Annotated in this window: 14 protein-coding genes; 4 read left to right on the top strand and 10 right to left on the bottom strand. The window is 70.9% G+C overall.

What is annotated here, in order from left to right:
* The 9 genes from ACWDEX_RS20000 to ACWDEX_RS19960 all read right to left on the bottom strand — a co-directional run.
* Nucleotides 1-696, bottom strand: a 696-nt coding sequence (locus tag ACWDEX_RS20000) for a maltotransferase domain-containing protein (protein ID WP_450464946.1), incomplete at its 3' end; no start/stop codon positions are given.
* Between the two features lie 232 nt (nt 697-928).
* Complete coding sequence (locus ACWDEX_RS19995) at nt 929-2,131, bottom strand: S8 family peptidase (protein ID WP_450464945.1); 1,203 nt, start codon at nt 2,129-2,131, stop codon at nt 929-931.
* A gap of 275 nt (nt 2,132-2,406) precedes the next feature.
* Complete coding sequence (locus ACWDEX_RS19990) at nt 2,407-2,931, bottom strand: DUF1990 domain-containing protein (RefSeq protein ID WP_450464944.1); 525 nt, start codon at nt 2,929-2,931, stop codon at nt 2,407-2,409.
* A 158-nt stretch (nt 2,932-3,089) separates the two neighbouring features.
* The gene (locus tag ACWDEX_RS19985; protein WP_450464943.1) at nt 3,090-4,742 is read right to left on the bottom strand and encodes a M4 family metallopeptidase; all 1,653 of its coding nucleotides are present in this window, start codon (nt 4,740-4,742) and stop codon (nt 3,090-3,092) included.
* Between the two features lie 247 nt (nt 4,743-4,989).
* Nucleotides 4,990-7,026 carry a M4 family metallopeptidase gene (locus ACWDEX_RS19980; protein ID WP_450464942.1) on the bottom strand — a complete coding sequence of 679 codons (2,037 nt, stop codon included), beginning with the start codon at nt 7,024-7,026 and terminating at the stop codon, nt 4,990-4,992.
* Nucleotides 7,027-7,317: 291 nt separating this feature from the next.
* Nucleotides 7,318-9,060, bottom strand: a complete 1,743-nt coding sequence (locus ACWDEX_RS19975) for an ABC transporter ATP-binding protein (protein ID WP_450464941.1) — start codon at nt 9,058-9,060, stop codon at nt 7,318-7,320.
* Entirely contained in the window at nt 9,060-10,787 is a 1,728-nt protein-coding gene (locus ACWDEX_RS19970; RefSeq protein WP_450464954.1) for an ABC transporter transmembrane domain-containing protein, read from the bottom strand. Before ACWDEX_RS19970 ends, ACWDEX_RS19975 begins: the two co-directional genes overlap by 1 nt.
* A 21-nt stretch (nt 10,788-10,808) precedes the next feature.
* Entirely contained in the window at nt 10,809-12,668 is a 1,860-nt protein-coding gene (locus tag ACWDEX_RS19965) for an ABC transporter ATP-binding protein (RefSeq protein ID WP_450464940.1), read from the bottom strand.
* Nucleotides 12,665-14,485: an ABC transporter ATP-binding protein gene (locus ACWDEX_RS19960; RefSeq protein ID WP_450464939.1), complete on the bottom strand. Its 1,821-nt coding sequence runs from the start codon at nt 14,483-14,485 to the stop codon at nt 12,665-12,667. Before ACWDEX_RS19960 ends, ACWDEX_RS19965 begins: the two co-directional genes overlap by 4 nt.
* 207 nt (nt 14,486-14,692) lie before the next feature.
* On the opposite strand from ACWDEX_RS19960, the gene ACWDEX_RS19955 reads away from it, so the two are divergent.
* Genes ACWDEX_RS19955 through ACWDEX_RS19940 form a run of 4 tightly spaced genes read left to right on the top strand, consistent with a single transcriptional unit; the run spans nt 14,693 to nt 18,260 of the window.
* Nucleotides 14,693-15,595: an ABC transporter ATP-binding protein gene (locus ACWDEX_RS19955; RefSeq protein WP_450464937.1), complete on the top strand. Its 903-nt coding sequence runs from the start codon at nt 14,693-14,695 to the stop codon at nt 15,593-15,595.
* Entirely contained in the window at nt 15,592-16,341 is a 750-nt protein-coding gene (locus ACWDEX_RS19950; protein ID WP_450464935.1) for an ABC transporter permease, read from the top strand. The genes ACWDEX_RS19955 and ACWDEX_RS19950 overlap by 4 nt, the downstream gene beginning before the upstream one ends.
* A 25-nt stretch (nt 16,342-16,366) precedes the next feature.
* Nucleotides 16,367-17,617 carry a sensor histidine kinase gene (locus tag ACWDEX_RS19945; protein ID WP_450464934.1) on the top strand — a complete coding sequence of 417 codons (1,251 nt, stop codon included), beginning with the start codon at nt 16,367-16,369 and terminating at the stop codon, nt 17,615-17,617.
* A 1-nt stretch (nt 17,618) separates the two neighbouring features.
* Nucleotides 17,619-18,260 (top strand): response regulator, encoded by a 642-nt coding sequence (locus tag ACWDEX_RS19940; RefSeq protein WP_450464933.1) that lies wholly within the window; start codon nt 17,619-17,621, stop codon nt 18,258-18,260.
* Nucleotides 18,261-18,291: 31 nt separating this feature from the next.
* On the opposite strand, the gene glgX is transcribed toward ACWDEX_RS19940, so the two are convergent.
* A complete protein-coding gene (gene glgX / locus ACWDEX_RS19935; protein WP_450464932.1) occupies nt 18,292-20,553 on the bottom strand; it encodes a glycogen debranching protein GlgX in 2,262 nt (753 codons plus the stop codon).
* Between the last annotated feature and the right edge of the window lie 5 nt (nt 20,554-20,558).

Below are 20,558 nucleotides of genomic sequence, written 5' to 3'. Positions count from 1 at the left end.
CGGCAACACACCCGACGACGACACCAACTCCCGCAACGGCCAACACTCCAACACCCCCACCACCTCAGGAGCCACAGCCACAGCAAGACGCGCCAGCGCAGACCGCGACTCATCACGCAGGGCCGCCACGCCGAGGAGCACCTTCTGCCGGTCCTCGCTCTTCGGGACGCCGGCCGCGGCCCGCTCGTACAGTCGCGCGCCCTCCTCCAGGACGAGTTCGGTGTCGATCCCCGCGGGAATCTTGATCCGCGCACTGTGCCGCCAGGTGGTGACCGGATCGCTCCATGCCTCCACGGCGTAGGTCCAGTGGCCCTCGCTCGGTACGGAGACGGTCGCGGCCCAGCGGTCCGTGCCGGGGGCCAGTTCACGCATCGGCGTCCAGGGACCGGGACGCCCCTGCGGGTCCCGCAGAACGACATTGGCGCCGATCGCGTCATGCCCCTCGCCGAAGACCGTCGCGGAGACCTCGAACTCCTCGCCCACCACCGCCTTCGCCGGGCGGCGGCCCTGCTGGACGAGGGGGTGTACGTCGAGGACGGGGATGCGTCCGAGGGTGGGACCGGTGTCCGGCACCGGGGCGGGACCCGGGTCCGCGGAGGAGGACCGCGGGACAGGGGGACGGGCGTCGGCCCTCGGTGTGGGGGAAGTACGGGTGCCGGGTGCCGGGAACATCGGTGAGTGGTGCGCTGCGGGCATGACCGCTCCTGTCCGCGTCAACGTGGGTGGGCGGATGAGGCTGTCGCAAGGTGGGGGTCGGCATGGTTACCGGGGGAGCCTCCCCCCTGTGCGGGTGGGCATTCCGGCACTTTGTTGACTACTCGCGCGTATGTCTACGTTCAAGACCAGCCGCATCCGCAGGAGCGAAAAGGACCGGCCCCGCCCGTCGGGGGCGAGGCCGGTGAAAGCGTGTGCGTCGTGTTGACAGTGGTCAGGGATGGTCGACCTGGAGCAGCTTGTTCGGCGAGCCGAGACCCGTATTCGTGATCTTTCCGGAGACCGCCCGCCGGACGAGAGCCTGGCGCACCTGCGCCGGAGTGGCCTTGGGATGGTTGGCGAGATACAGCGCGGCCGCGCCCGTGACGTGCGGTGTCGCCATCGACGTACCGGAGTAGGTGGCCGTGCCCGTGTCGCTCGCGTACGAGTCGGAGGTGATCTTCACGCCGGGAGCGAAGAGGTCGAGCGACGGACCCCAGTTGGAGAAGGGCGCGCGGGCGTCCTTCTGGTCGCCGGCGCCCACCGTGATGGCCTGTTCGACGCGGGCCGGAGAGTACAGGCCCGCCGGGAGGCCGTCGTTGCCGGCGGCGACCGCGTAGGTGACGCCGGAGGCGATGGAGTTGCGTACCGCGGCGTCCAGTTGGGCGTTTCCGTGACTGCCCAGGCTCATGTTCGCCACCGCGGGCTTCTTCGCGTGCCTGGTCACCCAGTCGATGCCCGCGATCACCTGCGCGGTGGTGCCGGCGCCCTTGTCGTCCAGGACGCGCACGGCGACGACCTTCGCCCGCTTTGCGATGCCGTACTTGGTGCCCGCGATGGTTCCGGCCACATGCGTGCCGTGTCCGTTTCCGTCGGCGGCTGTCCCGTTGTTGTCGACGAAGTTCCAGCCGTAGCTCGCCCGGCCGTCGAAGTCCTTGTGCGATATGCGGATTCCGGTGTCGATGACGTACACCGTCACGCCCGCGCCACCCGGTTCCGGCCAGCTGTAGCCGTGGTCGAGCGGAAGGTTCGGCTGGTTGACGCGGTCCAGGCCCCATGACGAGGGGTCCTTCTGGAAGTGGTTCTGGTGGACCGTGGTGTCCTGGACGACCGAGGCCACGCGGGGGTCCGCCGCGAGGCGCTGGGCCTGCCGCTCGTCGACCCTCACCGAGAACCCGTTGAGCGCCGTCCCGTACGTATGGCTTATTTTCGCCCCGTACTTCTCGGCGATGCCCTTGTCGAGGGCCGAGGAGTCCTTCGTCCCCCCCTTGAGCGTCACGATGTAGCTTCCGCTGACGGCGTCGGAGGCGCCGGCGCCGAGGATCATTCCCACCGGGGCGGCCTGCGCGGGCTGGGCTATGACCGAGAGCGCCACGACCGTGGTGACCGCGGTGAGGCCGCCCGCCCAGCGCAGACGTGTGTATCTCATCCGTGCCATGACCTGAGTTCCCCTCCTCGACTCGACGTGTCACGGCCCGGTTTCATCCAGATCTGGGCTGTTGCGGGCCGGTACGCCGGTTGGCAGCCTCTCGTGCGGAGCGAACCGCCACAAGGCCGCCCAGGAGGGCGGAATCGGCCATATCGGCGAAGGTGGACGCGGCAATGGTTGCGTTGTATTTCGGACGGCTTGCGTCGAGGTCAGTGAAGTCGGGGTCGGTGAAGTCGAGGCCGGTGAAGTCGAGGCCGGTGAAGGGGACGCCGATGCGGTGGCGGTCAGGCGGAATCGTCCGCGGCGGCCTCGCACAGCTTCCGCAGGACGGCACCGCACCGCCGCGCGTACGCGTGCTGCAGTCCCCGTGCCGCGGGGCCGCCCGCCCGGGAGTACCACTTGGCCGGGCGACTGAAAGCGTTGACCGTCAGCCAGACCGTGCCATCGCCCGTGCGGTCCACGACGAACGCCTCCTCTCCGCACTCCGGGTGGCCCTTCAGCGTGCCGTACGCCCAGCCGGCGCGGCGATGTTCCTCGATCGTCCAGACGATGCGGCAGGGGGCCTTGACCACTCCGGCGATGGTGATGGTGACGTCGGCCCCGGGGGCCGCCCGGTCCTTGTCGGTCAGGACGCCCACGCCCATCGCCCGGTGCAGCTCCCAGGTCAGGAGCGCCTCGGCTGCCCGCCGGAACACCGCCTCGCCCTCGCCGATCCGCGCGCGCATGTGCAGGGGGTGGAACCCCTCGGGGCAGTGGCCGGGCTCACGGGTGGCGCCGACATCCTTGTATGTGTAGTCCGCCAAAGACATGGGCCCCAGCGTAAAGGTGGTCCCCGGCGTCGACTTCCCGCCGGGGACCATTGCGCACTCTGGGGGGGCAGTGCCGCGGCAGGCAACGTTCGCCCTTTGAGGAGCGGCGCCCGGTGCGTGCCGGGCGTCGCGGCGGGGCGAACGTTGCTTGTTGGGTGCTAGTTCACGTTGACCGCGGACCAGGCCGCCGCCACCGCCTTGTACTCGGTGCTGGTGGAGCCGTACAGTGCCGACGCCGCGCTCAGGGTCGCCGTCCGGGCGGCCTTGTAGTTCGTGGTCGACGTCATGTACGTGGTCAGCGCCTTGTACCAGACCTGCAGCGCCTTGGCGCGGCCGATGCCGGTGACCGTGGACCCGTTGTACGTGGGCGAGTTGTACGACACCCCGTTGATCGTCTTCGCGCCGCTGCCCTCGGCCAGCAGGTAGAAGAAGTGGTTGGCGACGCCGGACGAGTAGTGGACGTCCTTGTTGCCGACGGTGGAGGACCAGTAGTCGGCGGAGGCGCCGTCCTTGCTGGGCTTGTCCATGTAGCGCAGCGGAGTACCGTTGCCGTTGATGTTGATCTTCTCGCCGATGAGGTAGTCACCGACATCGGAGGAGTTGTTGGCGTAGAACTCCACGCCGGTGCCGAAGATGTCGGAGGTCGCCTCGTTGAGGCCGCCGGACTCACCGCTGTAGTTGAGGTTCGCGGTGGCGGCGGTGACACCGTGGCTCATCTCGTGGCCGGCGACGTCCAGCGAGGTCAGCGGGTGGGTGTTGGACGAGCCGTCGCCGTAGGTCATGCAGAAGCAGCTGTCGGACCAGAACGCGTTGACGTACGAGCTGCCGTAGTGGACACGGGAGTAGGCGCCCACGCCGTTGTTCTTGATGCCGTTGCGGCCGAAGGTGTTCTTGTAGAAGTCCCAGGTGGTCTGCGCGCCGTAGGCGGCGTCGGCGGCGGCCGTCTGGTCCGTGCTGGAGCTGGAGGCCGTTCCGGTGCCGAACACGTCGGTGGTGTTGGCGACCAGCGTGCCGGTGCCGGAGGTGCCGCGGGCGAGGTTGTACGTCTTGTGGCCGCCGCGCGTGGTGTCGTACAGCTGGTACGACGAGCCCGACAGGTAGGAGCCGACGGTGACCGTGCCGGAGTAGAGCGTCTTGCCGGTGCCGGTCTCGATGCCCTGGTACTCGTGGAGCTTCTCGCCGGTGGCGGCGTTGGTGATGACGTGCAGCTCGTTGGGCGTGCCGTCGTCCTGGAGGCCGCCGACCACCGTCTCGTAGGCGAGGACCGGCGTGCCGTCGCCGGCCCAGATCACCTTGCGCGGCGCGCCGTCGGCGTCGGTCCGGGTCGAGCCCGCGTCCTTGGCGGCGGTCAGCGCCTGCTTCTCGGCCTTCGACGCGGCGATCGCGGGTGTGAGCGAGGCGACCTTGATGGTGGCCTTCGTCGCCCGGGTCACGCCCTCGGTCTTGCCGGCCTTCTCGTGGACGACGAGGTCGCCACCGAGGACGGGGAGTCCGGCGTACGTGCGCTCGTAGCGCGTGTGGACGGTGCCGTCGGCGTCCTTGACGACGTCCCTGGCGACCAGCTTCTCCTGGGCACCGAGGCCTATGTGACGGGCCGTCTCGGGCGCCGTGGTCTGGGCCTCCTTGATGAGGGAGGCGCGCGCCGTCGTGGTCAGCGCGGTCGGGGCGGCGGCGAGCGGCTTCGCCGTCTCACCGGCCGGGGAGGCCGAGGCCGCACCGGTGGTCAGGCCGGTGGCGAGCAGCGCTCCGGCTGCGACAGCGGTGGCGATGGCCAGGGTGGTGCCCTTGTGGCGCGCGTAGGGGGAAGTCACGCAAACTCCTTCTGTGGGGGCCGTACGGCGTGGGGGCCGTACGGAAGTGGAAGTTGCGGTGCGGGTGATCCGTGCGCTGGAAGAGTGACATCGAGGACGCGTACATGTCAGGACCCAGCGGTAACGTTGGCTGAAACTCGTCTGCTCGATTCGTGTTCCGGCCACGTGAACGGGCGCCGTTCCGGGTGCTCAGCCTCCGGAACGGCGCCCTGTCCTCGGGGTTCGAGTGACCTAGCGGAAGGTTCTGCTAGAAGGTCATCTTCCAGCCGGCGATGTACCCGGTGTCACCGGAGTACACGTCCTGGACCTTGAGCTTCCAGGTGCCGTTGGCCGGGGCGGTGGACGCGTTGACCGTGTAGGTCTCGTGCACGTCGTCAGCCGAGTCGGAGATGTTGCTGTTCTTCAGCCGGTAGGACGTCCCGTTCGGGGCGACCAGGTCGATCCGGAGGTCGCCTCGCCAGGTGTGCACGATGTCGACCGTGACCTTGAGGGCCGCCGGGGCGTTGCCGCTCTGCCCGGTGACGTTGATCGACGAGGTGACCGCCGCGCCGCCGTCCGGGATCGGCACGGTGGTCGTGTTCTCGAACACGGTGCCGCCGGGGGTGCCGCCGCCGGAGTGCGAGCCGACCGCGACCGCCGCCCAGGCGTCCATCACCGCGTTGTACTCGTTGCTGGAGGCGCCGTACAGCTCACTCGCTGCCGCGAGCGTGCCGGTGCGGGCCGCGGCGTAGTTGGTGGAGGCGGTCCACTTGGTGGTCAGCGCCCGGTACCAGATCTGCAGGGCCTTGGCCCGGCCGATGCCGGTGACCGGAATCCCGTCCACCGTCGGCGAGTCGTAGCTGACACCGTTGATGACCTTGGCGCCGCTGCCCTCGCTGAGCAGGTAGAAGAAGTGGTTGGCGATACCGGACGAGTAGTGGACGTCCTTGTTGCCGGCGGTGGACGTCCAGTAGTCGAGGGAGGCGCCGTCCTTGCTGGGCTTGTCCATGTAGCGCAGCGGGGTGCCGTTGCCGTTGATGTTGATCTTCTCGCCGATGAGGTAGTCACCGGGGTCGGTGGGGTTGTTGGCGTAGAACTCCATGCCGGTGCCGAAGATGTCGGAGGTCGCCTCGTTGAGGCCGCCGGACTCACCGCTGTAGATGAGGTTCGCGGTGGCGGAGGTGACACCGTGGCTCATCTCGTGGCCGGCGACGTCCATCGCGGTCAGCGGGTTGTTGTTGGCCGAGCCGTCGCCGTAGGTCATGCAGAAACAACTGTCGTCCCAGAACGCGTTGACGTAGTTGTTGCCATAGTGGACACGGGAGTAGGCGCCCACACCGTCGTTGCGGATGCCGCTGCGGCCGAAGGTGTTCTTGTAGAAGTCCCAGGTCTCGGCGGCGCCGTAGTGCGCGTCGGCACCCGCGGTGGCGGCGTTCGTGTTGGTGCCGTCGCCCCAGGTGTCGTTCGTCTGCGAGAACAACGTGCCGGTGCCGGACGAGCCGTGGTTGAGGTTGTACGTCTTGTGGCCGCCGCGCGCGCCGTCGGTCATCGTGTACGTCGACCCCGACTGCGTGGTCGTCAGGGGGACCTGCCCGCTGTACCGGGTGTTGCCTATGCCGTTCTTGATGCCCTGGTAGCGGATGATCTCCTTGCCGGTGGCGGCGTCGGTGATGACGTGCAGCTCGTTGGGCGTGCCGTCGTCCTGGAGGCCGCCGATCACGGTCTCGTAGGCGAGGGTCGACTTGCCGTCGACGGCCCAGATCACCTTGCGCGGTGCGCCGTCGGCGACAGTCTTGGTGGAGCCCTCGTTCTTGGCGGCGGACAGCGCCTGCGTCTTTGCCTTCGAGGCAGCGATCGCGGGGGTGAGCGAGGCGACCTTGAGGGTCTTGGTGGACTTGATGACCTGCTTGGTCTTCCCGGCCGCAGTCGTGTCGACGATCATGTCGCCACCGAGGACCGGCAGGCCGGCGTACGTGCGCTCGTAGCGCGTGTGGAGCGTCCCGTCGCCGTCCTTGACGACGTCCTTGACGACCAGCTTCTCCTGCGAGCCGAGGCCGAGGTCGCGGGCGGTGGTGGCCTTCGCCGCGTCTGCGGTGCGGATCAGTTCGGCGCGCTGCGAGGCGGAGAGCTTCACGGCCGTGTGGGCCGGGTTGATCTTCGCGGGCGCGGGCTTGGCCGGGGCGGCGCTCGCGGCGCCCGCCTGGACGGCGGCGGCCAGCAGGGCGGAGACGCCGACGAGGGCGACCGCCGCGACACGACGGGACGGGGTGACGGAGGTGGGCTTGCGAGAGGAACTGCGTCTCAAAACTGACTCCTTCTGCGCGGCCGCGGATCGCGCGGCCAGAGGGGGTCGGACGGAGAGTGGCCGTCCGGGCAGAACAAGGCGGAACGCGGAACCAGGTGCATGAAGGTGGCAAGCCACGACACAGCGGTGCACTGTGGGGTTGTGGAGTGGCCCTGGGAAGCGTGACAGGCGAACGCGCGAGCTGTCAGGTGCGCATCAATAACTTGGCTGGAAATGGTCGTTGGCCGGATGCCCATGTTCGAATACGGGTTGTTCACCGCCCAGGCGGCCGACGTCGCTGTCCGACCTGTATCACCCGTGCCAGGAGCGCCACAGCGCCGCGTACGCCCCGTCCGACGCCACCAGGCTGTCGTGCGGCCCGACCTCGGTCAGCCGGCCGTCCTCCATCACCGCCACGCGGTCCGCGTCGTGCGCGGTGTGCAGACGGTGCGCGATGGCGATGACGGTACGGCCCTCGAGCACGGCGGCCAGCGCGCGTTCGGTGCGGCGGGCGGTCGTCGGGTCGAGAAGTGCCGTCGCCTCGTCGAGGATCAGGGTGTGCGGATCGGCCAGGACCACCCGGGCCAGGGCCAGTTGCTGAGCCTGGGAGCCGTCCGTGCGGTGGCCGCCCTCGCCCAGCGGAGTGTCCAGACCCCCCGGCAGGTCCCGCACCCAGTCGTCGGCGCCGACGGCGGCCAGGGCCGCCCACAGCTCATCGTCCGTGGCGGACGGCTCGGCGACCCGCAGATTGTCGCGCATCGTGCCGAGGAAGACATGGTGCTCCTGGGTGACCAGGACGACCTGACGGCGCAGCCGCTCCGGCCCGAGATCGGCCACCGGCACCCCGCCCACGGTCACCGAACCCGCGGTCGGCGCGTCGATACCCGCCAGCAGCCTGCTCAGCGTGGTCTTCCCGGCGCCGGAGGGGCCCACCACCGCCAGCCGCTCCCCGGGCCGCACGGTCAGGTCCACCCCGCGCAGCACCTCGCCTCCGCGGCCGTAGGCGTAGCGCACGCCGGTCACGTCGATCCGGTCGTCCACCGGAGCGGGACCGTCACCGCTCGACACCGCGCGCGGGACCCGGGCGAGCCCTTCCACCCGGGCGAAGGAGGCGCCGCTGCTCTGCAGTTGTTCGACCCGCACCAGGATCTCGTCGAGCGGCTGGCTGAATTGACGCAGATACAACGCGGCCGCCACCACCGCGCCCAGCGTCACGGTCCCGTGCGTGTGCAGCACCCCACCGACCAACAGCACCCCCGCCACGGGCAGGACGTACGACACCTCCACCACCGGGAAGAACACCGAGCGCAGGAACAGCGTGCGGAAGCGGGTCCGCCGGGACGTCTCCAGCGCGTCACGGCTCGCGGCCGTCCGTAGCTCGCCCAGCCGGAACGCATCGACCGTGTGCGCACCGGCCGCCGTCGCCGCGACGATCTCGGCGATCCCGGAGGTGGCCGCTCCCTCGGCGAGGTAAGCGGCCCGCGCCCGGCGCAGATACCAGCGCAGGACGAACCAGATGGGCACCAGACACACGATGCCCACGGCACCGAGCAGCGGGTCGAGCACGAAGACCGCGCCGAGTACGAACAGTGCCTGCACGGTGTTGATGAGCAGTTCCGGTCCGGTGTCGCGCAGGGTGGTGCCGGCAGTGGTCACGTCGGCCGTGCCGCGCGCCGTCAGATCACCGGTGCCGGCCCGTTCCACCACGGACGCGGGCAGTGCCAGCGCCCGGTCCACGAACTCCTCGCGGACCCGGGCCAGTGTCCGCTCCCCGAACCGATGCCCCACGTACCGCGCCCAGCGCAGCAGCAACAGCTGTGCCAGCGAGCACAGCAGGATGCCCAGCGCCATCCGGTCGACGGCACTGACCCCGCCCCCGGCCCGCACCGTGTCCACGATCCGCCCGAGCAGCCAGGGTCCGGCCAGCCCCGCCCCGGCCGCCGCCGCGTTCAGCACCAGGACGCCGACGAAGGCCCGCCCGTCGGCCCACACCAGCCGCAGGGCGGCGCGGCGCACATCGACGGGCTCCGCGATCGGCAGTTGATTACTCGCCATCAACCCACGACCTCCTCGGTGGCACCCGCGTCCCGCGCCACCAGCGCCCGGTAGCCGGCCTGCTCCTCCAGCAGCCGCTGGTGGCTGCCGGTGGCCACGACCTTGCCGTCGACCAGGTAGTGCACGACGTCCACCCGGTCCAGGACGAGCGGGGAGGTGGTCGTCACCACGGTCGTACGGCCCTCGCGAGCCGTCCGCAGCCGGTCCGCCACCGTGGCCTCGGTGTGCGCGTCCAGCGCGGAGGTGGGCTCGACGGCGAGCAGCACCTCCGGGTCTGCCAGCAGTGCCCGCACCAGCCGCACACGCTGGCGCTGGCCGCCGGAGAGGTTACGGCCCTGCGCGTCGACCACCGAGTCGAGCCCGTCCGGCAGGCCCTGCACGATGTCGTCGGCCGCCGCCGCGTGCACGGCCCGCGCGATCGCCGCCTCGTCGAGGTCATCCGGCTTTCGGCATCCGGCGACCAGTTGGCGCAGTGGACCGGCGAACAGGTCGGCCTCGTGGTCGGCGACCAGGATCCGCTCACGGATCCGCGGCAGGGCGATCGCGTCCAGGCGTACGTCGTCCCAGGTGGCGTCGGAGGGCGCGTACCGGCCCAGGCGGTCGACGACGGCCGCGGCGTCGGCGGGCCGCGCCCCGGCCAGCGCGGTCAGGAGTCCGGGCAGCACCCGCACCCCCGACTCCGGGTCGTGCAACGGTGACGGCTCGGCCGGCGCGTCGGCGGTGCCGGTGTCCGGCGCGGGCTCGAGCTGGAGCAGCCGTACGACCCGGCGGGCGGCGACCACACCCCGGCTGAGCATGTAGCTGCCCTGGATCAGGAACATCACCGGCCACCCGGCCAGCACGGCGACATACCCGTACACCGACACCAGCTCGCCGATACTGAGGGTTCCCTGGGCCGCCATCCGGGCTCCCAGCCAGGTCACCACGGCGAGGAACAGCGTCGGCAGCCCCGCCCCGAGCGCCTCGATCCAGCTCGCCACCGCCCCGACCCGGTATCCCTGTGCGCGCAGCCGCTGTGAGTCCCGGCGGAAGGCGTCGGCGAACAGTGCCTTGCCGCCGAGGCCACCCAGGACGCGCAGTCCGCCCGCCAGGTCGCCGATCCGTGCGGTCAGCACGCCCTGCCGCTCGCGGTACTCCGTCTCCGTGCCCTGCAGCCGCCCGAGCAGCGGTCCGACGACCACGCCGAGCACCGGAACCCCGAGCAGTACCACCACGGCCAGCGGCACGGAGATCTGCAGCAGGAGCCCCGCGACCACGAGGTAGGCGATGACCGCGCCGACGCCCGGCCCGACGACCGTCATGGCCTGACTGATCGTCTGCACGTCGCCCACCCCGATCGTGACGACTTCCCCGGCCCCGACCCGTTCAGGCAGCGTGGCACCCAGTCGCACCGTCTGCCGGACGACGACCTTGACCGTGCGGAAGTTGGCGTCCATCCGCACTCGGGTCATCGTGCGGTGCCGCATGACGCTCAGCCAGGCGTTGAGCGCCCCGACCAGGAACAGCACCGCCGTCCACCCGGCCAGCGCTCGAGTGTCACCGGCCACCAGGCCGTCGTCGATCGCCTTGGCCATCAGATACGGCGTCGCCGCCAGCAGCACCATCCAGATGCTGCCGAGCACCGCGCCGGCGACGGACCGCCCCGGCTGCCGGGTCACCAGCCACCACAGATACCGCCAGCCGCCACGTGCGTCGGGCTCGCCGGGGTCCTCGTACGCGTCGATCATCCGTGCCAGGTCTCCGTTCACTCAGGCCAGACTGTCCCGCCACGCCCGGTGCAGATCCGCGAACCGCCCAGTGTCCGCGATCAGTTCGGCAGGGCTGCCGTCCTCGACGATGCGCCCGCCCTCCATGACGAGCACCCGGTCGGCGATCTCCACCGTAGAGAGCCGGTGGGCGATCACGACCGCCGTACGGCCCCGCAGCACCGTCTCCATCGCCCGCTGCACCGCCTGTTCGCCGGGGATGTCCAGGGAGCTGGTCGCCTCGTCGAGGATGAGCACCGCGGGGTCGGCGAGCAACGCCCGCGCGAAGGAGACGAGCTGGCGCTGCCCCGCCGAGATACGGCCGCCACGCTTGCGTACGTCCGTGTCGTAGCCCTCGGGCAGCGCGCTGATGAAGTCGTGGGCGCCGATCGCCTTCGCCGCGCGCTCGATGTCCTCACGGGTCGCCTCCGGCCGGCCGATGGCGATGTTCTCGGCGACCGTGCCGGAGAACAGGAACGCCTCCTGGGTCACCATCACCACACCGCGCCGCAGTTCGGGCATGGTGAGGTCGCGCAGATCCACGCCGTCCAGCAGCACCCGGCCGTCGGAGGGGTCGTAGAAGCGGGCCAGCAGCTTCGCGAGTGTCGACTTGCCTGCGCCCGTGGAGCCGACCACCGCGACGGTCTGCCCGGCCGGGAAGGTCAGTTCGAAGCGGGGCAGCACCTCGCCTCCGGTGCGGTAGCCGAAGCTGACGCCGTCGAAGACGACCTCGCGGCCGGGAAGCTGCGATCGCGGTGCCGGAAGCTGCCTGGGCGCCGACGGTTCGGGGACCGAGGGGGTCTGGGCGAGCAGGCCGGCGATCTTCTCCAGCGAGGCCGCCGCCGACTGGTAGGAGTTGAGGAACATGCCGAGCCGGTCGATCGGGTCGTACAGCCGGCGCAGGTACAGCACCGCCGCTGCCAGCACGCCCAGTTCCAGCGAGCCGTCCGTCACCCGGTAGGCGCCCCACAGCACGATCCCCGCGACCGCCGTGTTGGCCACCAGCCGGGAGCCGACGACATAGCGGGCCATCTCCAGCAACGCGTCGCCGTTCGTGTTCTCGTGGCGCCGGTTGAGAGTGCCGAAGGCGGCGTCGTTGGCGGCCTCCTGGCGGAAGGCGCGCACCGGCCGCATGCCGTTCATGGTCTCCACGAACTTCACGATCACCGCCGCGATCGCCGTGGACCGCTCGCGGTAGACCCGCTTCGCACGCCGCTGGTAGAGCCGCACCAGCAGATACAGCGGCCCGAAGGACGCCACGGCGACCGCGCCCAGACCCAGATCCAGCCACAGCAGCATCGCCGAGATGTAGACGAAGGACAGAATGACCGTGACGAGCTCCTGGAGCCCCTCGTCGAGCAGTTCGCGCAGCGACTCCACGTCCGTGGTGGAGCGGGAGATGAGCCGACCCGAGGTGTAGCGCTCGTGGAAGTCCACGCTGAGCGCCTGCGCGTGGCGGAAGATCCGGCCCCGCAGGTCCAGCAGGACGTCCTGGTTGACGTGGGCGGCGGCGACGATGAACGCCCACTGCAGCCCGCCGGAGGCGAGTGCGCACAGCAGATAGCCGACGGCCACCGCGATCAGCGGCCCGTGGTCGTGGTGGCGGAACGCCGGTACGGCGGTGTCGATCGCATACGCCACCAGCAGTGGCCCCGCCTGGACCGCTGCCTGCTGGAGCAGCAGCAGAAGGGTGGTGCCGGCCACACGGGCCTTCAGGGGCGCCAGCAGCGAGCGGAGCAGGGCGGCCGTGGCGCCGGGGGCAGAAGGCAGGACATCCCGGTCGAAGGGGTCGTCGGTGGACTTGGGGCGCGGCATGTCCTGAGCGTCCCCGGCGGCGGGAACGGACGTCGTGGGAGCCGTCATCGGTCGTCGTCCTCTTCTTCCTCCACGGGCCGACCCGACATGAGGTGGGCGTACTCGGCGTTGGTGCGAAGCAGTTCGTGGTGCGTGCCCACGGCCGTGATCCGGCCGCCGGAGAGCAGGGCGACCCGGTCGGCCAGCAGCACCGTGGACGGGCGGTGGGCCACGATCAGCGCGGTGGTGCCGTGGAGCACCTGGCGCAGCGCGGCCTCCACGGCCGCCTCCGTGTGCACGTCCAGCGCGGACAGCGGATCGTCCAGGACCAGGAAGCGGGGGCGGCCGACGACGGCACGGGCCAGTGCCAGACGCTGCCGCTGGCCACCGGAGAGGCTCAGGCCCTGCTCGCCCACCTGGGTCGCGGCGCCCTCGGGCAGGGCGTGCACGAAGTCGGCCTGGGCCACGGACAGCGCGCGGTTCAGATCGTCCGTGCCCGCGGTGCCGTCGGCGCCCATGAGGACGTTGTCGGCGACGCTCGCGGAGAACAGGGTGGGCTCCTCGAAGGCGACGGCGACCATCGCACGCAGTTCCTCGCGGCGCAGCTCGGCGATGTCCTGGCCGTCGAGGGTGATCCGACCCTCGGTCACCTCGTGCAGGCGGGGGATGAGCGCGGTGAGCGTCGTCTTGCCGCTGCCGGTCGCGCCGACCAGGGCCATGGACTCGCCGGGGCGGATGTGCAGGTCGACGTGGTCGAGGAGGGGCGGGGAGTCGGCGGGTGCGTCGGGGTAGCGGAAGCGGACGTTCTCGAAGCGCAGCCCCGTCCGGGAAGACGCGGCCGGTCGCGGGGCGGGGGCGCTCTCCGTCTCCGGCCGCGCGTCCATCACCTCGAAGTACCGTTCCGTCGCCGTCGCCGCCTCCTGGCTCATCGCCAGCAGGAAGCCGATCGACTCCACGGGCCACCGCAGGGCAAGTGCCGTGGAGAGGAAGGCGACCAGCGTCCCCGCCGACAGCGAACCGTCCGAGACCTGCACCGAGCCCACCACCAGCGTGGCGCCGATGGCCACCTCCGGCAGAGCCATGATGACCGCCCAGATCGCCGCCAGCAGGCGGGCCTTGCGCAGTTCCGTGCCGCGCAGTCGCCCCGACAGCTCACGGAACGCGCGCGCCTGGCTGCGGTGCCGCCCGAACCCCTTGATGATGCGGATGCCGAGCACGCTCTCCTCGACAACCGTCGTCAGGTCCCCGACCTGGTCCTGCGCCAGCCTGGCGGCGAGCGCGTACCGCTTCTCGAAGACGGCGCTCAGCGCGACCAGCGGCACGGCGGGCGCCAGCATCACCAGTCCCAGCGTCCAGTCCTGGAGCAGCATGATGACCACGCCGACGAGGATCGTCACACCGTTGACGAAGAGGAACGTCAGGGGGAAGGCGAGGAACATGCGCAGCAGCATCAGGTCGGTCGTGCCCCGGGAGAGCAACTGGCCGGACGCCCAACGGTCGTGGAAGGCGATCGGCAGTCGTTGCAGATGCCGGTAGAGGTCCGCCCGCATCTCCGCCTCGACGTGCGCCAGCGGGCGCGCCACAAGCCAACGCCGCAGCCCGAACAGCAGCGCCTCGGCGACGCCGAGCAGCAGCAGGTACAGCGCGCCCAGCCATACGCCCCCTGGGTCGCGATCGGCGACGGGGCCGTCCACCAGCCACTTCAGTACGAGCGGGATCACCAGCCCCACACAGGAGGCGATGATCGCGATGAGCGCGGCGGTGGTCAGGCGTGCGCGCACAGGCCGTACGTACGGCCACAGACGCAGCAGCGTACGGACGGCCGAACGCCCGGCCTGGTCGGTGCGGTCGGCAAGGGCCTCGGCAGAGGCAGGTGTCGTGGGCATCACCAGGGAGCCTACGGACTGCGCCTGGCATCGCCCACCGAGTTTTGGCCGGATCGCCGTGCGCCGATGGTCCTACGACCTGCGGCTTCGGCGGCCCGAGCGCCGCCGCTCGCCAGGGGTCGTAGCGCCGCATCAGCCGATCGGCCGATGCCGCTTCGAGCGCGTCGGGCGATGTGTGCCCACCCCGGTCAGAGGGACTCTGATGGCATGTCCGTCATCGAAGTCAGCGAACTGCGCAAGTCCTACGGCGGCCGGGCCGTCGTCGACGGCGTCTCCTTCGCCGTCGAGGAGGGCGAGATCTTCGGCATCCTCGGCCCGAACGGCGCCGGCAAGACCACCACCGTCGAGTGCGTCGAGGGCCTCAGGGTCCCCGACGCGGGCCGCGTGCGCGTCACCGGCCTCGACCCGATCGCCGACCACGAGCAGGTCGCCCGCGTGCTGGGTGCCCAGCTCCAGCAGAGCGAGTTGCAGGCCAAGCTCACCGTGCGCGAGGCGCTCGAGCTGTACGCGTCCTTCTATCCGCGCCCGGCCGACTGGCGGCCCCTGGCCGAACGCCTCGGCCTGGCCGAGAAGCTCACCACTCGCTTCGCCAAGCTCTCCGGCGGCCAGAAACAGCGGCTGTTCATCGCGCTCGCCCTCGTCGGCAACCCCCGGGTGGTCGTGCTGGACGAGCTGACCACCGGGCTCGACCCGCGCGCCCGCCGCGACACCTGGAAGCTCATCGAGGACGTCCGGGCGGGCGGGGTCACCGTTCTGCTCGTCACCCACTTCATGGAGGAGGCCCAGCGGCTGTGCGACCGGATCGCCGTGATCGACCGGGGCCGGATCGCCGCCCTGGACACCCCCGACGGACTGATCCGGCGCTCGGCGGGCTCCACCGTCATCAGCTTCACCCCGTCCGCACCGCTGGACGAGGGTGACCTGAGCGAACTGCCCGAACTGGCCTCCATCGCCCGCAAGGACGGCCGGCTCACGCTCTCCGGGTCCGACGCGACCGTCAACGCCGTCATCACCCTCCTCGCCCGCCACCACATCACCGCCCACCAACTCCGCGTTACCGACGCCACGCTCGACGACGCGTTCCTGGACCTGACGGAGGCCGTGTCATGAGCAGCGCCCTGCTGAACCCCGGTGTACTGCGCACCGAACTCCGCCTCTTCCGCCGCGAGCCCGGCGCCACCTTCTGGGTCCTGCTGTTCCCCACCCTGCTGCTGGTGATCCTCGGCTCCATCCCGTCCTTCCGGCACTCCGACCACTCCCTCGGGGGCCTGCGGCCCATCGACGCCTATGTGCCGGTCGCCGTGCTGATCGGGTTGATCACCAGTGGGGTGCAGGGCATGCCGCAGAGCCTCACCGGTTACCGCGAGCGGGGCATCCTGCGCCGGATGTCCACCACTCCGGTCCGGCCCGCCGCCCTGCTGACCGCGCAGATGCTGGTGTTCGGGGCCGCGGCCCTGGTCTCGGCGCTGCTCGCACTCGCCGTCGGGCGGCTCGTCTTCGACGTGACCCTGCCCCGGCAGCCGTTCGGCTACGCCGTCGCCCTGCTGCTGTCCGTACTCGTCGCGCTCGCCCTGGGCGCGGTGATCTCGGCGCTGTCCCGCACCACGAAGATCGCGGGCGCGATCGGATCCGCGGTGTTCTTCCCGATGATGTTCTGCGCGGGCGTGTGGCTGCCGGTGCAGGCCATGCCCCACACCCTCGCCCGGATCGTCGGCTACACCCCCTTCGGCGCCGCCGCACAGGCCCTCAACCAGGCTGCCGCCGGCGACTGGCCGGGCTGGTCCCACCTGGGCGTGCCGGCCGCCTGGGCGGTGCTGCTGACCCGTGTCGCCGCGCGCTGGTTCCGCTGGGAATGAGCGTGCCGTGCGGGACACTGGCGCCATGACGAGCGTCGAGTGGAATCCACGCCGGGCCACCTTCGCCGACTGGGGGCCGTACGCCCTGCTCGGCGTGGGCGTCCTGACGGCGGCCGGCTCGGCCGGGGTGGTCGGCATGGGCCGGGACGAGACCGGCCAGGCCTGCGCACTGGTCGCCGCCGCCCTGGTCCTGGAAGTGGGCCGGGCGCGGGTGATGCGGAAGCGGCCGGAGCGCAGCGGGACGAGCGCCTGCCTCTACTTCGGCCGCTGGGCGATCGCGTTCGTTCTCACCTGGCTCAACCCCTTCTTCGCCTTCTACGCCGTCACCAACTACTACACGGCCGCCGCTCAGTTACCCCGCCGACTGGTGCTGCCCGGTCTCTTCCTGACGGCGATCACCATGGCCGGCAGTGAGATCGGCGGCATGCCGCCCCACGGGCTGGTCATGTGGCTCGGCTTCGCCGTGGTGCTCGGGGTCAACGTCGGCATGGTCGCCCTCTTCACCCGGTTCGCCGAGCAGGAGCAGACCCGTGCCGTCGCCCAGGCCGACACCATCGCCGAACTCGAACGCACCAACACGGCGTTGCAGCAGGCCCTCGACGAGAACGCCGCCCTGCACGCCCAACTCCTCGTCCAGGCACGCGAGGCAGGGGTCGCCGACGAACGCCGGCGGCTGGCCGCCGAGATCCACGACACCCTCGCCCAAGGCCTGACCGGCATCATCGCCCAGCTTCAGGTGGTCGCGAACGCCTCCGACCTGGCCACCGCCCGCGTCCACCTGGAGAGCGCCTCCACACTGGCCCGCCACAGCCTCGGCGAGGCCCGCCGCTCCGTCCACAACCTCGCCCCCGTCGCCCTCGCCGTCGACGGCCTGCCCGAGGCGCTGAAGAAGACAGTCGCCGAATGGGGCGAACGCACCCAGGTACGTGCCGACTTCACCGTCACGGGCACCGCCGAGCACCTGCATGACGAGGTCTCGGCGACGCTTCTGCGCATCGCCCAGGAAGCCCTGTCGAACGTGGCCCGGCACGCCCACGCCTCCCGCGTCGGCGTCACCCTGTCCTTCATGGGCGCCGAGGTCACCCTCGACATCCGCGACGACGGCCGCGGCTTCGACCCCCTCGCCGTTCCCGCCCGCAGCCGCGCGGGCGGCTTCGGACTGGATGGGATGCACGCCCGCGCCGAACGCATCGCGGGCTCCTTCACCGTCGAGTCCGAACCCGGCCACGGCACGGCGATCTCGGCTCGCGTACCGTTGGTGCGCCATGACGGATGACATGCCCCGACACCCAGCGATCTCGCTCCTCATCGTCGACGACCATCCCGTCGTCCGGGACGGCCTGCGCGGCATGTTCGAGTCCGCTGCCGGATTCACCGTCCTCGGCGAGGCGGCGGGTGGTGTCGAGGCGGTGGCGAAGGCCGCCGTGCTGGACCCGGACGTGGTCCTGATGGATCTGCGCATGCCGGGCGGCTCCGGCGTGGACGCAATAAGGGAACTGACCCGCCGCGGCGCCCGCGCCAAGGTGCTCGTCCTGACCACCTACGACACCGACTCCGACACGCTGCCCGCGATCGAGGCGGGCGCGACCGGCTACCTTCTCAAGGATGCCCCGCGCGACGAGCTGTTCACCGCCGTCCGCGCCGCCGCCGAGGGCCGCAGCGTCCTCTCCCCGGCCGTGGCCTCACGACTGGTCTCCGCCGTCCGCGCCCCCGCCCCCCGCAACGAACCGCTTTCGGCACGTGAGCGCGAGGTGCTGGCACTGGTCGCCAAGGGCACCTCCAACCGGGAGATCGCGCGCGAGCTGTTCATCAGCGAGGCCACCGTGAAGACCCATCTCACCCACCTGTACGCCAAGCTCGGCGTCAACGACCGCGCCGCGGCGGTCGCGGTGGCCTACGACCGGGGGATCCTCGGCTGACACAACCGTTGCCTGCCAGGACACCGGGCGGTCAGCCGGTCACCTTCAGCAGCAGCACCGACCGTTCCGGCACCGTGATCGGCCCGCCCGACCGGTGCGTCACACCCGGCGCGTCCGCCTGCTCCTCCCGCGAGGTGTCCACGATCACCTCGTACCCTTCCGCCCACGGCGGCCCCGGCAGTACGAAACCCACGGGGCGCTCCCCGGCGTGCAGGACGGCCAGGAAGCTGTCGTCGAGGACGGGGGCTCCGCGCTCGTCGTGGCCGGGGATGTCCCGGCCGGACAAGTACATCCCCAACGTGGCCGCCGGCGCGTACCAGTCCGCTTCCGTCATCTCCGAGCCGCGCGGGGTGAACCAGGCCAGGTCCCGCAGCCCGTCCGCCGACTGTGCCCGTCCGGAGAAGAACGCCCGGCGGCGCAGCACGGGGTGGCGGCGGCGCAGCGCGATCAGACGGGAGGTGAGGTCGAACAGAGCCCGCCAGCCCGGCTCCCGCAGCAGAGTCCAGTCCAGCCAGCCGATCTCGTTGTCCTGACAGTAGGCGTTGTTGTTGCCGCGTTGGGTGCGGCCCATCTCGTCACCCGCCACCAGCATCGGTACGCCTGTGGACAGCAGCAGTGTGGTCAGCAGGTTCCGCTGCTGCCTGCGCCGCAGCGCCCGTATCCGTTCGTCACCGGTGTCACCCTCCGTCCCGCAGTTCCAGGAGCGGTTGTCGTCCGTGCCGTCCCGGTTGCCCTCGCCGTTGGCCTCGTTGTGCTTGCGGTCGTAACTCACCAGGTCCCGGAGCGTGAAACCGTCGTGCGCCGTCACGTGGTTGACGGAGGCGTACGGGCGGCGGCCGCCCCAGGCGTACAGGTCGCTGGAGCCCGACAGGCGGTAGCCCATCTCCCGTACGTCCGGCAGCGCGTGGCGCCAGAAGTCCCGCACGGCGTTGCGGTAGCGGTCGTTCCACTCGGCCCACAGCGGCGGGAAGGCACCCACCTGGTAGCCGCCCGCGCCCACGTCCCACGGCTCGGCGATGAGCTTGACCCTGCGCAGTACCGGGTCCTGCGCGATGACGGCGAGGAACGGGGAGAGCATGTCCACGTCGTGCATGGAGCGGGTCAGCGCGGCGGCCAGGTCGAAGCGGAAGCCGTCCACGCCCATCTCCGTCACCCAGTAGCGCAGTGAGTCGGTGATCAGGCGCAGCACCTGGGGCTGGACCACGTGCAGCGTGTTGCCGCAGCCCGTGTAGTCCGCGTACCGGCGCGCGTCCGACCGCAGACGGTAGTAGCCGCGGTTGTCGATCCCCTTCAACGACAGCGTCGGACCCAACTCGCCCGCTTCCGCCGTGTGGTTGTAGACCACGTCGAGAATCACCTCGATCCCGGCCGTATGCAGCGCCCGAACCATCCGCTTGAACTCGCCGACCTGCTGACCGGCGGTGCCGCAGGACGCGTAGGCCGCGTGCGGGGCGAAGTAGCCGACCGAGTTGTAGCCCCAGTAGTTCCTCAGTCCCCGCCCGAGCAGATGGTCCTCGTGCGCGAACTGGTGCACCGGCAGCAACTCCACCGCCGTCACGCCGAGTCGCACCAGATGCTCGATCGCCGCCGGGTGGGCCAGACCCGCGTACGTACCGCGCAGCCGCTCCGGGATGTCCGGGTGCTGCCGGGTGAAGCCGCCCACGTGCAGCTCGTAGATGACCGAGTCCGCCCAGGGCGTCTTCGGGCGCTGGTCCTGCGACCAGTCGTCGTCATCGTGTACCACGACGCCCTTGGGGACGTACGGCGCCGAGTCCCGCTCGTCGCGCACGGTGTCCGCCACATGCTGCTGTGGCCAGTCCCGTACATGCCCGTACACCTCCGGCGGCAGCGCGAAGTCGCCGTCCACCGCGCGCGCGTACGGATCGAGGAGCAGCTTCGCCGGGTTCCAGCGCGCGCCGGTCCACGGGTCCCAGCGGCCGTGCACCCGGTAGCCGTAGCGTTGACCGGGCAGCACGTCCGGCACGAAACCGTGCCATATCTCGTGTGTCAGTTCGGTGAGCGGTACGCGGGTCTCGCGGCTGTCGGCGCCCGGTCCGTCGAACAAGCACAGCTCGACCGCCTCCGCACCGCCCGCCCACAGGGCGAAGTTGGTGCCCGCGACCCCGTCCGGACCAGAGCGGAAGCGCGCCCCGAGCGGGGTGGGCGTGCCCGGCCACACGGGCACGGCAGGCACCGGGCGGCGCCTGCCGTTGAGCACGGGGGCCCAGCGCCCGGACCGTGCCCCGCCCGCCCGCTCCTCCTGCACTGCCTCCTGCTCGGCTGCGCTCGACACCTGTG

It is taken from the genome of Streptomyces sp. NPDC001020, assembly GCF_053599115.1.
The sequence above is the reverse complement of the archived record's forward strand: the minus strand, read 5'-3'. Positions and strand labels throughout refer to the sequence as shown.

Excerpts from the sequence above, each read along its gene's own strand:
- ACWDEX_RS19995 (WP_450464945.1), bottom strand. The coding sequence starts at position 2,131 with ATGGCACGGATGAGATACACACGTCTGCGCTGGGCGGGCGGCCTCACC.
- ACWDEX_RS19990 (WP_450464944.1), bottom strand. The coding sequence starts at position 2,931 with ATGTCTTTGGCGGACTACACATACAAGGATGTCGGCGCCACCCGTGAG.
- ACWDEX_RS19975 (WP_450464941.1), bottom strand. The coding sequence starts at position 9,060 with ATGGCGAGTAATCAACTGCCGATCGCGGAGCCCGTCGATGTGCGCCGC.
- ACWDEX_RS19970 (WP_450464954.1), bottom strand. The coding sequence starts at position 10,787 with ATGATCGACGCGTACGAGGACCCCGGCGAGCCCGACGCACGTGGCGGC.
- ACWDEX_RS19965 (WP_450464940.1), bottom strand. The coding sequence starts at position 12,668 with ATGACGGCTCCCACGACGTCCGTTCCCGCCGCCGGGGACGCTCAGGAC.
- ACWDEX_RS19960 (WP_450464939.1), bottom strand. The coding sequence starts at position 14,485 with ATGCCCACGACACCTGCCTCTGCCGAGGCCCTTGCCGACCGCACCGAC.
- ACWDEX_RS19955 (WP_450464937.1), top strand. The coding sequence starts at position 14,693 with ATGTCCGTCATCGAAGTCAGCGAACTGCGCAAGTCCTACGGCGGCCGG.
- ACWDEX_RS19950 (WP_450464935.1), top strand. The coding sequence starts at position 15,592 with ATGAGCAGCGCCCTGCTGAACCCCGGTGTACTGCGCACCGAACTCCGC.
- ACWDEX_RS19945 (WP_450464934.1), top strand. The coding sequence starts at position 16,367 with ATGACGAGCGTCGAGTGGAATCCACGCCGGGCCACCTTCGCCGACTGG.
- ACWDEX_RS19940 (WP_450464933.1), top strand. The coding sequence starts at position 17,619 with ATGCCCCGACACCCAGCGATCTCGCTCCTCATCGTCGACGACCATCCC.